Origin of the sequence: Shewanella sp. SR43-4 (assembly GCF_014163845.1) — a bacterium.
In the GTDB taxonomy this organism is placed as follows: domain Bacteria; phylum Pseudomonadota; class Gammaproteobacteria; order Enterobacterales; family Shewanellaceae; genus Shewanella; species Shewanella vesiculosa.
In genome coordinates this window covers 44,666-60,526 of record NZ_JACJEB010000013.1, presented here as the reverse complement: position 1 = coordinate 60,526, position 15,861 = coordinate 44,666, and the positions used below count along the sequence as shown (strand labels likewise).

The 15,861-nt window shown below is 42.1% G+C and carries 10 protein-coding genes; 3 read left to right on the top strand and 7 right to left on the bottom strand.

Going from position 1 to position 15,861, the window contains the following annotated elements; genetic code table 11:
• Positions 1–190: 190 nt before the first annotated feature.
• Positions 191–1,525, bottom strand: coding sequence for an N-succinylarginine dihydrolase (astB, locus tag H5123_RS15020; protein ID WP_182698483.1), 1,335 nt, complete (start codon positions 1,523–1,525; stop codon positions 191–193).
• A 392-nt stretch (positions 1,526–1,917) separates the two neighbouring features.
• Here astB and topA point away from each other — a divergent pair, with 392 nt between their 5' ends.
• Positions 1,918–4,557 (top strand): type I DNA topoisomerase, encoded by a 2,640-nt coding sequence (gene topA / locus H5123_RS15015; protein ID WP_124016138.1) that lies wholly within the window; start codon positions 1,918–1,920, stop codon positions 4,555–4,557.
• A 245-nt stretch (positions 4,558–4,802) separates the two neighbouring features.
• Here topA and pta read toward each other — a convergent pair whose 3' ends face one another.
• Both pta and ackA read right to left on the bottom strand, forming a co-directional pair.
• Positions 4,803–6,950: a phosphate acetyltransferase gene (gene pta / locus H5123_RS15010; protein ID WP_124016137.1), complete on the bottom strand. Its 2,148-nt coding sequence runs from the start codon at positions 6,948–6,950 to the stop codon at positions 4,803–4,805.
• A gap of 61 nt (positions 6,951–7,011) precedes the next feature.
• Positions 7,012–8,214, bottom strand: coding sequence for an acetate kinase (gene ackA, locus H5123_RS15005; RefSeq protein ID WP_124016136.1), 1,203 nt, complete (start codon positions 8,212–8,214; stop codon positions 7,012–7,014).
• 227 nt (positions 8,215–8,441) lie between these two features.
• On the opposite strand from ackA, the gene yfbV reads away from it, so the two are divergent.
• Positions 8,442–8,879 carry a terminus macrodomain insulation protein YfbV gene (gene yfbV, locus H5123_RS15000; protein WP_182698518.1) on the top strand — a complete coding sequence of 146 codons (438 nt, stop codon included), beginning with the start codon at positions 8,442–8,444 and terminating at the stop codon, positions 8,877–8,879.
• Between the two features lie 53 nt (positions 8,880–8,932).
• Here yfbV and pflA read toward each other — a convergent pair whose 3' ends face one another.
• The 3 genes from pflA to H5123_RS14985 all read right to left on the bottom strand — a co-directional run bounded on the left by pflA (position 8,933) and on the right by H5123_RS14985 (position 13,964).
• Positions 8,933–9,673: a pyruvate formate lyase 1-activating protein gene (gene pflA / locus H5123_RS14995; RefSeq protein WP_124016134.1), complete on the bottom strand. Its 741-nt coding sequence runs from the start codon at positions 9,671–9,673 to the stop codon at positions 8,933–8,935.
• A gap of 74 nt (positions 9,674–9,747) precedes the next feature.
• Positions 9,748–12,030: a formate C-acetyltransferase gene (gene pflB / locus H5123_RS14990; RefSeq protein WP_124016133.1), complete on the bottom strand. Its 2,283-nt coding sequence runs from the start codon at positions 12,028–12,030 to the stop codon at positions 9,748–9,750.
• A gap of 401 nt (positions 12,031–12,431) precedes the next feature.
• Complete coding sequence (locus tag H5123_RS14985) at positions 12,432–13,964, bottom strand: DUF3360 family protein (RefSeq protein ID WP_124016132.1); 1,533 nt, start codon at positions 13,962–13,964, stop codon at positions 12,432–12,434.
• 298 nt (positions 13,965–14,262) lie between these two features.
• Here H5123_RS14985 and H5123_RS14980 point away from each other — a divergent pair, with 298 nt between their 5' ends.
• Entirely contained in the window at positions 14,263–14,517 is a 255-nt protein-coding gene (locus tag H5123_RS14980) for a hypothetical protein (protein ID WP_182698482.1), read from the top strand.
• A 326-nt stretch (positions 14,518–14,843) separates the two neighbouring features.
• On the opposite strand, the gene H5123_RS14975 is transcribed toward H5123_RS14980, so the two are convergent.
• Positions 14,844–15,734 (bottom strand): LysR substrate-binding domain-containing protein, encoded by an 891-nt coding sequence (locus H5123_RS14975; RefSeq protein ID WP_182698481.1) that lies wholly within the window; start codon positions 15,732–15,734, stop codon positions 14,844–14,846.
• Positions 15,735–15,861 lie beyond the last annotated feature (127 nt).

Genomic DNA, 15,861 nt, shown 5'->3' with positions numbered 1-15,861 from the left:
CTATAAGCGGGATAAAAAACGTTTATTAAACCGTTATTTGCCCGCTAGTGTGGACAATTTAACTTGCTAAAGCTTAGCACTGGATACGTTATTATTTCTTGCTTGGTACACACATTACTCGTTTGATATGAGATGGGTCAAGTTTATGATTTTGTACATACCGCTATCATTTATTGACCCCCGTTAAAGTTTACTTTTGGAACTGATAAACACTGCCTAATTTCAAAATTTGTGTTAGCTCATCTAACGCAGTGCGCGATTCAATAATCAATTGTGGGTCGGCTAAATCTTGAACCGTTAATTGGTCGCGATAATGCCTATCAACCCAGGTATTTAGACGAGTAAATAAGCTATCATTCATGAGGGTGTTTTGATTAACTGCGGCAACTTCTTGTTGGTTCATTGCCACACGTAAACGTAAACAAGCTGGCCCACCACCATTTTGCATACTTTGTTTCACATCAAAATAACGCACCTGTTTGATTGGCGTGCCTAAGGTTATCAGTTCATTTAAGTAAGCAAAAACTGCGGGATTTTCTTGGCAGTTTGTCGGTGCAATAATGGCCATTTCACCAGACGGTAATGTAATGATCTGCGTATTAAACAGGTAACTTTTGACCGCATCATCAATTGACACTTGGCTGGTTGCCACTTTGATAAAATGCATGTCACTATCCATTTTTCGGCGAATTTCATCAAATTTTGCTTCGGTATGTAAAAACGCCTGTTCATGATAAAAAAGGACGTTTTGATTACCAACAGAAATCACATCGTTGTGGAATACACCTTGGTCAATCACATCAGGGTTTTGCTGCATAAACACGCAACTTTCATCTTCAAGCTGATGCAAACGAGCAACGGCTTGTGATGCTTCTAAGGTTTGACGGGCGGGATATTTTTTCGGTTTTGGTGCATCAGGATTGGTTGCCGATTGTCCATAAACAAACAGTTCAACACCAGCATGGCCGTATTCAGCACATAGGCGGGTATGATTTGCGGCGCCTTCATCACCAAAACTTGCATGTTCTGGTAAATGTTGGTGATGTTTAAAATGGCGATCGTTGTTAAATGTTGCCTGTAAAATATTGCCTGTGGTGACAGGCTCAATGCTGCGGTGTAATTTGTCGACTAAGTTAGCTGGCGTGAAATGAACTTTACCGTCCCGGGTATCGGCACTGGGGGATACGGTTGCCGCGTTAGCAGTCCACATACTTGATGCACTGCAACAAGCATTAAGTAGCGCAGGAGCCTGTTGAGCCGCTTTTTGTAAAACTTCAGCGTCTGACCCAGAAAAACCAATTCGACGCAGTGTATAAAGGTCTGGACGCTCTTGTGGGGCTAATACCCCTTGTACCATTCCCAAGTCTGCTAATGATTTGGCTTTTTGCAAACCTTGTTTAGCTGCCGCTTTGGGATTTGAGGTTTGGGCCGCATTACTAAATGAGGCTACATTACCAAATGATAATCCGGCATAGTTATGGGTTGGTCCTACCAAGCCATCAAAGTTTGCTTCAAAATGCTTCATTCGTGATCCTTGAGAGTTTTTAGTGAATAATTATTATTGTTGTTGCACTTATTTGTGTTACTTATAAAAAAGGAACGTGATTGCTGACTACAGTTAACGCTAATTTAACCCCAGTATACTGAAGCTATAAGGGTTAACAAGGTGTGGTTAATTTGTACAAATGTGTATAAATGACTAAAAATGCACTGAAGGTGCTCGCAAGTATCATTAAGTGAAAAATTACGTTTAAAAAACGCATATTATTTTTCGCATTTTTTATTATTGAATAAATTTTGCTTAAAAAATGACTTACTAGCCATGTAAAAGAGGGATTAACTTGAAACTATTGTCTCAACCCTCTATATATGGAATCAATTTTCTTTTTTTCGAGACTTTTTGGCGCAAATAAAACTATGGGTAAATCGCTAGTTATTGTCGAATCGCCGGCCAAAGCCAAGACAATTAATAAATATCTTGGTAAAGACTTCATTGTGAAGTCGAGTGTAGGTCACATACGTGACTTACCAACTTCGTCTACTTCTGACGGTACAACTGTGACTAAAACCGCAGCAGAAGTTAAGAAATTATCTCCTGAAGAAAAAGCTAAATACAAGCTAATCAGAGACAAACAAGCGCTTGTGGCGCGAATGGGTGTCAACCCAGATAAAGGCTGGGCGGCTAAGTATCAAATCCTGCCTGGTAAAGAAAAAGTTGTTAAAGAACTCAAAGCGTTAGCAGAAGATGCTGACCAAATATATCTCGCAACGGATTTGGACCGTGAAGGGGAAGCCATCGCCTGGCATTTGCAGGAGATCATTGGTGGTGATGCTTCACGGTATCAGCGAGTTGTGTTTAACGAAATTACTAAAACTGCGATTCAAGATGCATTTAGTAACCCGTCTGTACTTGACACTAATATGGTTAACGCCCAACAAGCACGTCGTTTCTTAGACCGTGTCGTTGGCTTTATGGTGTCACCTTTATTATGGAAAAAAGTTGCTCGTGGTCTATCGGCTGGGCGTGTGCAATCGGTTGCGGTTCGCTTAGTTGTAGAACGTGAAAGTGAGATTAAAGCATTTGTTCCAGAAGAATTTTGGGACATACATGCTGAATTAAATACGCCAACCGCAGCAAGCTTGAAAATGCAGGTGATGAAGTATCAATCTGCTGCATTTGAGCCGATTAATGAAGCACAAGCTAAAGTGGCAGTCGATGCATTGCGTGGGGCGTCTTACGTGGTCAGTGCGCGTGAGGATAAAGCAACCTCAAGCAAACCAACAGCACCTTATATAACCTCTACATTGCAGCAAGCCGCGAGTACTCGTCTAGGTTTTGGTGTGAAGAAAACCATGATGATGGCGCAGCGTTTATACGAAGCGGGGCACATTACCTATATGCGTACCGATTCAACCAATTTAAGTAAAGAAGCGGTTGAAAATTTACGTGAAATGATTGCTTCTGAGTTTGGTGATAAGTATTTACCGGCTGAACCTATCCGTTATGGTAGCAAAGAAGGTGCCCAAGAGGCGCATGAAGCGATTAGACCGTCGAACGTTGCTGTGCAGTCTGCATCGCTAACCGATATGGAAAGAGACGCTCAGCGCTTGTATGAGCTCATTTGGCGTCAATTCGTGTCGTGTCAAATGACCCCAGCTCAGTATGACGCAACACGTTTAACCGTTACTGCGGGTGATTACGAATTAAAAGCCAGTGGTCGCACATTACGCTTTGATGGTTGGACGCGTGTTCAACCACAGATGAGTAAGAAAAACGAAGACGATAAAACACTGCCAGTAGTCGAAAAAGGTGACAAGTTAGTGCTTGAAACCTTATCGCCTAAACAGCACTTTACCAAGCCTGCACCACGTTACAGCGAAGCTTCTTTAGTTAAAGAGCTCGAAAAACGTGGTATTGGCCGTCCGTCAACGTATGCGACAATTATTTCAACCATTCAGGATCGCGGCTACGTCAAAGTGGATAATCGCCGTTTCTTTGCTGAAAAAATGGGTGAGATAGTTAGCGAACGTTTAGTAGGCAGTTTTAAAGAATTAATGAGTTACGACTTTACCGCAAGCATGGAGCAAACATTAGATGATGTTGCTCAAGGTAAGCTTGACTGGAAAAAAGTACTCGATGGTTTTTACGGTGACTTTACCAAACAATTATTGTTGGCTGAGTTAGACCCAGATGAAGGCGGCATGCGCCCCAATGAGATGGTATTAACAGACGACATTAAGTGTCCTACCTGTGGCCGTCCAATGGGGATCAGAACCGGTTCTACTGGGGTGTTTTTAGGCTGTTCTGGTTATGCTTTACCACCTAAAGAACGTTGCAAAACCACGCTTAACTTAACCCCAGGTGAAGAAGCGGTTAGCGACAATGAAGATGGTGAAACGGAAGCGTTACGGGCTAAACATCGTTGTGGTAAGTGTGGCACAGCGATGGACAGTTACCTGATTGATGAGACGCGTAAATTACATGTTTGTGGTAATAACCCCTCATGTGATGGCTACGAAGTGGAAGCCGGGCAATTTAAGATTAAAGGTTATGAAGGTCCAATTATTGAGTGCGATCGTTGCGGCAATAATATGGAACTGAAAAATGGTCGATTTGGTAAGTATTTTGGTTGCACTAACAGCGAGTGTAAAAATACGCGTAAGTTGCTAAGAAGCGGCGAAGCTGCGCCACCAAAAGAAGATCCTATTTTTCTACCTGAATTAAAATGCACTAAGTCAGATGCGCATTTTGTGCTTCGTGATGGTGCTGCTGGCATATTTTTAGCGGCAAGTACTTTCCCTAAATCGCGTGAAACACGTGCGCCATTAGTGGAAGAGTTAGTTCAGTATCGTGATCTGTTATGGCCTAAATATGCGTACCTTGCTGACGCACCTACAGAAGATGATGATGGTAATAAAGCCTCGGTTAAATTTAGCCGTAAAACCAAAGAGCAGTATGTTGCTACTGAAGTTGATGGTAAAGCCACCGGTTGGTCTTCTAAGTTTATTGGCGGTAAATGGGTCAGTGAAGCGACTAAGAAAAAAGCCAAGAAATAGTTTCTAGCTTTAGTTACTTCATCGTTGTTGATAAACGCTACCCGATTGGGTAGCGTTTTTGTTTGCGCCAGATAGGGGGGTTATTGCATTTTTGTATAGTGAATAGCTGGGCCAACGTGTTGTTTAGACTCTGACCAACAAGTTAATTTAGCCAAGCAGACACAAAAAAGCACTGATAATAATCAGTGCTTTTTTAGTGATAAAGTATTGCGTATTACCTCAGCGTTAAACCGAAATATCGCAAATTATTTGGCACTGTTTTGCGCAGCTTGAATCGCGGTTAATGCAATTGTGTAGACAATATCATCGACAAGTGCACCTCGTGATAAATCGTTAACCGGTTTACGCATACCTTGAAGCATAGGACCGATACTGATCAAATCCGCGCTCCGCTGTACGGCTTTGTATGTGGTGTTACCAGTATTTAAGTCTGGGAACACAAACACAGTAGCTTTGCCGGCAACAGGGCTGTTAGGCGCTTTAGATTGAGCGACGTTAGGCATCACTGCGGCATCGTACTGCAAAGGGCCATCGATAATTAAATCTGGACGTTTTTCTTTAGCAATTCGTGTGGCTTCGCGGACTTTATCCACATCAGAACCTGTACCAGAGGTGCCCGTTGAGTAACTGATCATCGCAACGCGAGGTTCAATACCAAAGGCTTTAGCTGATTCCGCTGACTGAATCGCAATATCGGCTAACTGCTCAGGATTAGGATCTGGGTTAATCGCACAGTCACCATAAACAAGCACTTGATCAGGCATCAGCATGAAGAAAATTGACGATACTAAGCTAGAACCCGGTGCCGTTTTAATCAATTGCAGTGGTGGGCGAATAGTGTGGGCTGTGGTATTAACAGCGCCAGACACAATACCATCGACCTCATCTTGTGCCAGCATCATAGTACCAAGCACCATGTTGTCTTCAAGTTGCTCACGGGCGACGACTTCGGTTAAGCCTTTGCTGCGACGTAATTTAAGCATTGGTTCTACGTATTTTTCACGCACGGTTTCAGGCTCAATGATCTCAATGCCATCACCTAAAACGACGTCTTGCAACAATGCAACGCGTAAAATTTCTTCGCGGTTACCTAATAACACACAGCGAGCGATACCGCGTTCAGCACAAATCGAGGCCGCTTTAACGGTTCTCGGTTCTTCACCTTCCGGAAGCACGATAGTTTTACGCGCAGCACGGGCTAATTCAGTTAACTTATAACGGAATGCTGGTGGCGATAATCGGTGTTCACGGGGAGAATCTTGAGTAACACTTTCAATCCATGTTTGGTCGATATGGCTGGCAACGTACTCTTGCACTTTCTCAACCCGTACAGCATCATCAACAGGCACTTCATGATCAAAGCGTTGAATATTGAGCGATGTCTGCCATGTATTTGAATCGATTAAAAATACTGGCAAACCAGTTTCAAATGCTTGCTCACATAGGTTCATGATTTCTGGTTCAGGCGAATAGCCACCAGTCAGCAATAATGCACCAATTTTCACACCATTCATGGCAGCTAAACACGCTGAGACTATGACGTCAGAGCGATCGCCTGAAGTCACTAAAAGTGAGTTGGTTTTGATGTGAGTGACCAAGTTTGGAAGACTGCGAGCACAAAATGTCACCCGGCGCATACGACGAGTATGCATTTCACCGGCATTAATGATTTTTGCATTTAAGTGCTTAGCTAAATCAGATGCGCGTGGGGCAATTAACTCTAAATTATATGGCACACTACCTAATATGCGCAGTGGACTTTTACCCGGCAGTTGGAACATCCCTGAGCTATCAACCGCGTTCATGTTTTTATCATCAAAGACTTCTGATAAATCAGGACGTGTACGACCTTCGTTGTCAACGGGGGCACCAATTTTATTGATGATAGCGCCAATTAAGCGTTTATTTTTCTGCCCACCCCAAGAGTTAAAGGCGATTTCTAAGCGATTCATTAATCCATTAGGCGTATCGTTGCCTGGGGTTGCGATGAAAATAACATCTGCATCTAATGCTTTAGCAATTTCGTAGTTAATGTCATCAGCAAAAGGGTGACTTCGTGTTGGCACTAAGCCTTCAATCACTAAGGTTTCAGTATTGTTGGCGCATTCCGACGCGCGGGCAATAATCTGTTCCAATAGGACATCAGTTTGCTCTGAGCGGATTAAAGCTTCAGCGTGTTCCATTGAAAAAGGCTCTAACGGATTAACCGTAGGAGAAGTACTTAAAATAGTGGTCGAACGCTCAGGACCTGTATCACCAGATCGAATTTGTGCAATAGGTTTAAAAAATTGCACTTTAACGCCTTTGCGTTCTAGGGCGCGAACCATACCTAAACTAAGCGATGTTAATCCTACTCCAATACCAATTGGAATAAGCATAATATTACGAGACATGACGACCTCTTATGTGCGTAGTGTTCATGATAGTTAACCGAATATAAACCTAATAGAGGTTTTACTTAGCTGTGATCAGCTTAATGGCATCTTCGGCAATAACCCACTCTTCATTTGTTGGTATGACCATAGCAATAGGGGTACCTGCTTGGGTTATTACACCCTGTTGGCCAAAACGAGCAGCTTTATTCAAGATGTCGTCAACTTTGAAGTTAAATATTTCTAATAAATTAAGGACTTTTTCACGAATAAGATTCGAGTTTTCGCCAATACCGCCAGTAAAAATGATGGCGTCTAAACGCCCTAATGGCACAGTGTAAGAGGCAATATATTTAGCTAAACGGTAGCAGAAAATATCCAAGGCTAACGTGGCCCCTTTATGGCCATCATGATACCCTTCTTCAATTCCACGACAATCATTAGTAAGCTCTGAAATGCCCAGTAAACCACTTTGTTTATTCAGTAGGTTGTTTACTTCATCCAGGGTATAGCCAAGTTGTTTGACTAAATGAAAAATAATCGATGGGTCTAAATCGCCACAACGGGTGCCCATGACTAAACCTTCAAGCGGGGTTAAACCCATTGAAGTGTCGACGCTTTTACCGCCTTTAATGGCTGCAACTGATGCGCCATTACCTAGATGAGCACAAATAACATTGATGTCTTTAACATCTTTGCCTAATACTTTGGCCGCTTCACGGCAAACGTAAAAGTGGCTAGTTCCATGCATGCCATAACGGCGAATACTATGTTCACGATATAATTTGTAAGGTAGGGCATAAATATACGCTTTCTCAGGCATGGTTTGATGAAATGCGGTGTCAAACACTGTCACTTGTGGCAACTGAGGAAAAGACGCTATCGCTGCGCGAATACCAATTAAATGGGCCGGATTATGTAGCGGTGCTAATGAGGCACAATCTTCGATGCCTTGGATGACTTCAGGGGTGATAATGACAGAGCGGGTAAATTTTTCACCACCGTGAACGATGCGATGGCCAATAGCCTTAATTTGTGCCGCCAGTTCTGGATGTTCCGCCAAGATGTTATTAACGATGAATTCTACTGCTTCGCGATGTGCAGTAAAGGCGCCTAATTTGGCTTCATTTTTACCGCCATTAAATTTCCATTTAATGCGCGAATCTTCTAAACCAAAACATTCAGCTAATCCAGAAATTTTATCATCGCCTGATTGAGCATCAATGATGGCAAATTTTAATGATGAGCTACCGCAGTTGAGCACGAGTACTAATTTGTCTGACATGTTAACGCCTTTTAAGTCAATGAAACTAAATAAAATAGTAAAATTCCATTTTGATTAAGGTTTATGAACATCATTCATAAACGCTACACTTTGGTGTTCTTTTGCTGATTGGCACAGTAAGCTAAATCATTAAAGTGTCAAATCGGCCAGTGCATTTTTGGTACGACACTGTATTATGGTAATGTTTCACTCATGTCCTAAGCAGTAAAGGTAACCGTATATTGAACATGAATCTGGTTAAATTACTTGGCGACGGTCAACGTTATATGAAGACTTGGCCAATGGTTAGGCAACTTGGGTTTTATTTCCCCGAGTACCGTGTCGTCAAAGCGACTCAGTTAGCGATCATCGCCATGCCGATTTTGGCATTAGTGGTTGCGGCCAGCCAACTCTACGTTTTAGGCTGGAATTACTTACCGCAAGCATTAACAACACTGCTCTTTTTTATTAGCCTGCCACTACAAGGCTTATTATGGTTAGGCTGGCGAGCGAGCCATCCATTGCCTTTATCGTTATTCGAGTGGGGCAATCAACTCAGTGCTAAATTGACCGAGATGGGTATCTATTGCCAACCCCTAGGTGCCAGAGCCTGTTATTCAGACATGGCCGCCATCTTGAAATTGGCTTTTGAACGTTTGGATCAAAGTTACTGGGAAGAACTCTAATCTATCTGCTTGGTAATCTGTTGCTCATTTAAGTCGGTTTATTTTTGTTATGACTAAAATGTAGCGCTAATGCCTCGATCTAAAAACACTTGTTGAATTTTTTGCATCGTCTCAGTACTTGGCGCTGCAATATCAGCCAAGGTGTATGCTTCGCCAAAGGCTTGCCATTTATGTTGACCTAACGGGTGATAAGGCAGTAGCTCAACTTTCTCAACATTATTCATCGGTTTAATAAACTCAGCTAATGCAATGGCCGACTCTACGTCTTCGGTAAATCCGGCGACAACGACATATCGGATCCAGGTTTTTATGTTTCGTTTAGCGAGATATTGAGCAAATTGTAATGTTCTATGGTTACTGACTTTTGTCAGTTCGATGTGTTTAGCATCATCCATTTGTTTTATATCAAGTAATACTAAATCGGTATTGTCGAGTAACTCATCAATCACAGGTTCGTATTTGCGCACAAAACCGTTAGTGTCTAAACAGGTGTGGACACCCTGATCTTTGCAGGCTTTAAATAATTCACTGACAAATTGAGCTTGTAAAATTGCTTCCCCACCACTGGCCGTAATACCACCACCGCTAGCGTCTAAAAAGGGTTGATAAGCAATAACTTGTTTCATTATTTCATCGACAGATATTTCTTTGCCGCCATCCAAATCCCACGTATCACGATTATGACAATATTGGCAGCGCATAAGGCAGCCCTGCATAAAAGTAATATAACGGATCCCCGGACCGTCTACGGTTCCGAATGATTCCACTGAATGAATGCGACCTAAGGTCATTATTATTCCTCAAATATCTATAAAAAAGGCTGTATCGATAATTTGTTACACATCGATACAGCCAATTTTAGCAGAGACTACATACTTTTAGTAAATGTACGAGTAATCACGTCTTGTTGCTGCTCTGGAGTGAGCGCATTAAAGCGAACGGCGTAACCTGATACACGGATTGTTAATTGTGGATATTTATCCGGATGAACAATCGCATCTTCTAACATTTCACGGTTCATCACGTTAACGTTTAAGTGTTGACCACCTTCACGATTTGGCTTGCTTAAGAAGTAGCCATCCATTAATGACGCTAAGTTAGTACGACGACCAGTGTCATCTTTACCTAATGCATTTGGCACGATAGAGAAAGTGTAAGAAACACCATCTTGTGCGTGAGCAAATGGTAGCTTGGCGACTGATGTTAATGAAGCAATTGCGCCATTTTCATCACGGCCATGCATAGGGTTTGCACCTGGAGCAAATGGTGCACCTGAACGACGACCGTCTGGAGTGTTACCGGTTTTCTTACCATAAACCACGTTTGAAGTGATGGTTAAGATTGATTGAGTTGGAATGGCATTACGATACATTTTCTTATCGCGAATTTTTGCCATAAAACGTTCAACTAAATCGCAAGCGATGTCATCTACACGAGCGTCATTGTTACCAAATTTTGGATAGTCACCTTGAATATCAAAATCAACGGCAATACCATTTTCGTCACGGATAGGCTTAACTTGAGCGTACTTAATTGCAGACAATGAATCGGCAGCAATTGATAAACCAGCAATACCACAAGCCATAGTGCGGCGCACATCGCGGTCATGTAATGCCATCAACGCAGACTCGTAAGAGTATTTGTCGTGCATATAGTGGATGGCGTTAAGTGCAGACACATATTGTGTTGCAAGCCAGTCCATTAAACCGTCAAGACGAGACATCACATCATCAAACTCAAGTACATCGGCAGTGATTGGATCTGCTTTTGGAGCAATTTGAGTTTTAAGTTTTTCGTCAACACCACCGTTAATGGCATATAACATGGTTTTGGCTAAGTTAGCGCGAGCACCGAAGAACTGCATGTGTTTACCCACAATCATTGGGCTAACACAACAGGCGATAGCGTAATCGTCAGACTCGAAGTCTGGACGCATTAAATCATCGTTTTCATATTGAATTGAGCTGGTGTCAATCGATACTTTTGCACAGTAGCTTTTAAACCCTTGTGGTAATTTTGTTGACCACAATACGGTAATGTTTGGCTCTGGGCTTGGGCCCATGTTGTACAAGGTATGTAAAAAACGGAAGCTAGATTTTGTGACTAATGTACGGCCATCAAGACCCATACCTGCGATAGACTCAGTTGCCCAAATCGGGTCACCAGAGAATAGTTCATCGTATTCAGGTGTGCGAAGGAAACGAACCATACGCAATTTCATTACGAAATGGTCAACCATTTCTTGGGCTTGCTGTTCAGTAAGAACACCATTTTTAATGTCACGTTCAATATAAGCATCAATGAACGTTGAAGTACGACCCAGTGACATTGCCGCACCGTTTTGGCTTTTCACTGCAGCAAGATAACCAAAGTAAGTCCATTGAATGGCTTCTTTAGCATTTTTGGCTGGTACAGAAATATCACAACCGTATTTAGCTGCCATGACTTTCATTTGGCCTAAAGCACGATGCTGCTCAGAAATTTCTTCACGTAATTGAATCACACTTGATAAGTCTTCGCCTGCTTCAAACTGCGCTTGCAGTGAACTGAATTGGGCAAACTTATCTTTCATTAAGTAATCAATACCGTATAAAGCAATACGGCGGTAATCACCAATAATACGACCACGGCCGTAAGCATCAGGTAAACCCGTTAATATACCTGATTTACGACAAGCCATAATTTCAGGGGTATAAACATCAAACACACCCTGGTTGTGGGTTTTACGTAATTCAGAATAAATGTAATTAACATCGCTGTTAAGTTCACGGCCATATGCTTTACATGAACCTTCAACCATACGAATGCCGCCATTAGGCAACATGGCACGTTTTAATGGTGCATCAGTTTGTAAACCGACAATAGTTTCAAGCTCTTGATTAATGTAACCGGCATTATGAGAAGTAATGGTAGAGACCATTTCAGTATCGAAATCGACAGGAGCATGAGTTTGGTTCTCTTGCTTGATGCCTTCCATAACTTTGTCCCACAAAGTTAATGTTGCATCTGTTGCACCTGTTAAGAATGACTCATCACCCTCATATGGTGTGTAATTTTGTTGGATAAAGTCACGTACATTAACTTCTGTTTTCCAATCGCCAGCTACGAAACCTTCCCACGCGTTGGCAAATAGTTCGGTTTTATCTGTCATTTACTTAACCCTCTGGTTGATTTTCAACGGATACTGTCTCAATTAGCACGAGCTGGTATCCGTGAGTATTTACATTCTGTCATCTAGGCGCATTCGCTAGATTGAGCTGTTAACATCTTCTGCGACATTGGTGGCAGAAATGTTCCGCCTGGTTTTTATAATGACGCTAATCGATATTGTTTTAGTCAATGAATTAATTGGTAAGACCATTTATCCATGAGTTGATAATAGCACAGCTAAATGACGATATCGGCAGCTTTTGATAATTGAATAACAAAAGTGTTAACTGGCTAACATATCTGTTTAGAATTAAGAGTAGCACACATTAATATTAGCCAATAAAAAAGCGAAATCGTTGCCGATTTCGCCTTTTAAGAGTGATATTACCAAGCACAACGCGATTATAAGAAGGCTGGGATACCTTCAATCATGCCTACTGCTAACATCGCCGCTAAACAAATCACGAATGCTAGCGTTGGGATCACGATACGGTCGGCAAACGATAATGTTTTAGGACGTTCTTTGTCACCAATTAAGCCGTTGTTATCAAGCAACATGGTTAATGCCCATGCTAATACCGGATTGGCTACAAATGAGGCAAAAATACAGATCCCTGCAGCTTGGCTACTGGTGGTGTCTTTAACCATCTGTAAGCCGGCTTCCAGTAACGGTAGGAACACACCGACTAACAACGCAATTGACATAACCGGGCGCCATACTGTGATATCCATAGGATAACCAATGACAGCGACAATAATACATAAGCTACCAAGCAAGATTGCGCCAGCAGGAATAGGACGTTTGGCTATTGCAGCAGGGATCATATAGGTTCCCCAAGAAGAGGTAATGTTACCGCCACCTACTGCTGTACCTACGATCTGTCTCACTGAACAGGTGGTCATGGTGTCATCGACATCCATCAGTACTTTTTCAGCCCCTTTTGGGTAATTTAATTCTTGGAAAATACGATGACCAAGGAAGTCTGGTGACCACATGGCAACAGCAAGAATAGCAAACGGTAATGATGCAATAAAATGGGCCATATTAGGTAAACCTAACTGCCAACCGTGTTCAGTTGAGCCCCACCAATACACAGGGTTTAAATTAGGAATCCCAGGCGCCGTGGTAAACTGCAAATCTAAGCCTGCACCAAAAGCAAATGCCAGTGCGACTGCTGCAATCGAACACAAAGGAATGGCTAACCAGCGTTTACCAAATTTAGCTAATGCTGCATAAATGATCACATTGATTAACAATATGGCAAAGGCAACATAACCGAGTGAGTAGTCCAAGTTATGCTTGGCTTGCAGCCCGCCAGCCCAGTCGAATAACGAGCCTATTTGACTTTTCGCTCCCATGAAGCCTAAGAACACTAATAAGCCGCCAGCCACGCCGCTACTGGTGAGATTGACCAGTTTCGAGCCACCTTTGAAATAACTTAAAATTAAGCCAAATATACCAATGAGAATTGCTAAGGCTAAAGGGTGGGCACCGGCGAGTGCGATAGTACCAATCAACGGGATCATTGGTCCATGGTTGCCGCCGAGGTTTGCCCTTGGGTTAATAAAACCTGAGCTAATAATACAGAACAGTAAAGCAGGGATGAGCATTTCTACCCGCACGACTTGGATAGCAAAGTCAGCGCCAAGATTGATGTGGTCCCACTTTTCGCTTAAGCCAGCAGCCCAAGCAGCCATTACTGCTGAATACATCACAGTAATACCAATGGTTCCTGCGATAGCTGGAACTAAGTCTTCCCATTCAAAGCGAAAATCACGCCCAGGGAGGTTAAGTCCCCAGCGTCTTGGTTTCATTATTTTTAGTTCGTTTTCTAAATAGGCATCGCGAGTATCAAATTCACTCGCAGGGCGGTGAAGTTCGCGATAGCTCGCTTCTTGTGCTTGTTTTTCTGAATTGCTGACAGTTTCTGACATAATTTCTCATTCTCCGAAAAGAACAGGTTAATCCATCAAATGATGAAGTTTAAGTGTGTTCCCTTGAAGTGATGGCGATATCCATAAGAGCTGCTTGCCAGTGAGCCGCTAATAGCTCTTATCACTTTGCTCATCTGCAATGCCTTTCATTTCTGAAGCATTACAGTGATGTCCTTATTTAAGTCTTTCTTGGTAAGACCAATTTACCTCACGAATTTTAGCATAGTGATTTGATTGCATCACTTGGTATCAATAAAGTTGATGTTTTGTTTGTTGGAAGTGAGAGCTGGATAACAAGTTGACTGCATTATTAGACGAAGAAATGAGTCTAAAAGTTAGCTCGCTTAGCCCTTTGCTGTTAAAAATATCATGCCACATCAATATAATTGATACAAAGTATCGTCATCGTTCAATCGTAGTTGATATCAAAGCAGGTTATAGCATCAATACTAGACAAAAAAATTTTGTTGAGATAAAAATTATCTCGGCTTATGCAAATCGTTTGAAGGTAAAACTGAGTATCGAGAAACTTGATACTGATGATAATGTCTAATCTTACTGTTGCTTAAAGCTCAATATTATTTTAATTAATATGACTGTTGCAGGAATAATTAACTCGAGCTGACGTTAATCGAGTTGACGTTTAAATACAATCGACATCTGTTAGCTGAGTTTACACCAACTTAGCCTGCCACAGCGTGATGTTATGAGGCAGGTTAGTCGGTCGTATCAAAATAGATGCAGCAAAGCAGGCGAGCATTACCTGTTACTATTGCGCTTAGCGCTAATGGAGTGGTGTTTAAGCTGCGAAGATAGAGGCCATGCCGATTAACAACCGGCACTAAATATGTTGTACAAGTTCTTGGTCAATAATGAAGCTTAACTGCGAGTAACACACTTTGCTTCTGCAATAAGGCAATCTCTGAGTGGGTTATCACCAGTATCTTGGCGCCAGATAAATGATAAATGTCGTTTTAAGTTTAATTCAGGCGTAGTTAACACAACTAATTCGCCATTGGCGACATCTTGTTCGACATCCAAATAGGGCAAGCAGCTTAAATACACGCCATTTTTAACTAAAGCTTTTAATAATCCGACGTGATCGTATTCTTTCCAGACATTTAATTTAACAATTACCCCATGGATGGCGGCATCAAAAATACGCCGAGTGCCAGCACCTGGCTCTCTTAAAACCCATTTGGCTTGTTCAAGTTGAGCGATGCTAGTGCGTTTGTTTTGCGCAAACGGGTGGTGCGGAGAGACAACAACAACCAGGTGATCATCAATCCATGGTTCTTGATGCAATCGACTGTCGTCAATTCGACCTTCAATAACCCCTAAATCAAATTGATAATCAAGTACCTCTTGTGCTACATGGTCGCTATTTTCAACGGCAATTTCGATTCTGAGCTCTGGAAAATCGTTATCAATTTTACTGATCAAGGCGGGTAATAAATGCTCCGCAGCGGTTTGGCTCGCGCACAGTTTTACTGTGCCACTAATAATATGTTGATCGTGAAGGCCCAGAGAGATTTGTTGTGCGTCTTGCAGTAGTTTTTGGGCCCTTGGACGTAACCATCTTCCCCAATGACTCAAGATAAGTCGATTTCCCTGGCGGATAAATAATGGTCGGCCCAATAAATGTTCGAGTTGGCTTAACGACATGCTAACCGCTGATTGACTCATTGACAGTTTCTTGGCTGCTGCGCTAACGCTCTCTAAACTTGCAACAGCATCGAAAACGGCTATTTGCTTAAGCGTATAATGCATGAGATCCCTTATTGGTGAAAAACAAGATATAAAACAATGTTTCCATGATCAGCTATTTTTGATCTTAGGTATACTTAACACTATAAAATTTGTGGCCTTGCTTCAATAATCATTATTTATCCGTTGG

Excerpts from the sequence above, each read along its gene's own strand:
- yfbV (WP_182698518.1), top strand. The coding sequence starts at position 8,442 with ATGAATCTGGTTAAATTACTTGGCGACGGTCAACGTTATATGAAGACT.
- H5123_RS14975 (WP_182698481.1), bottom strand. The coding sequence starts at position 15,734 with ATGCATTATACGCTTAAGCAAATAGCCGTTTTCGATGCTGTTGCAAGT.
- topA (WP_124016138.1), top strand. The coding sequence starts at position 1,918 with ATGGGTAAATCGCTAGTTATTGTCGAATCGCCGGCCAAAGCCAAGACA.
- ackA (WP_124016136.1), bottom strand. The coding sequence starts at position 8,214 with ATGTCAGACAAATTAGTACTCGTGCTCAACTGCGGTAGCTCATCATTA.
- astB (WP_182698483.1), bottom strand. The coding sequence starts at position 1,525 with ATGAAGCATTTTGAAGCAAACTTTGATGGCTTGGTAGGACCAACCCAT.
- H5123_RS14985 (WP_124016132.1), bottom strand. The coding sequence starts at position 13,964 with ATGTCAGAAACTGTCAGCAATTCAGAAAAACAAGCACAAGAAGCGAGC.
- pflB (WP_124016133.1), bottom strand. The coding sequence starts at position 12,030 with ATGACAGATAAAACCGAACTATTTGCCAACGCGTGGGAAGGTTTCGTA.
- pta (WP_124016137.1), bottom strand. The coding sequence starts at position 6,950 with ATGTCTCGTAATATTATGCTTATTCCAATTGGTATTGGAGTAGGATTA.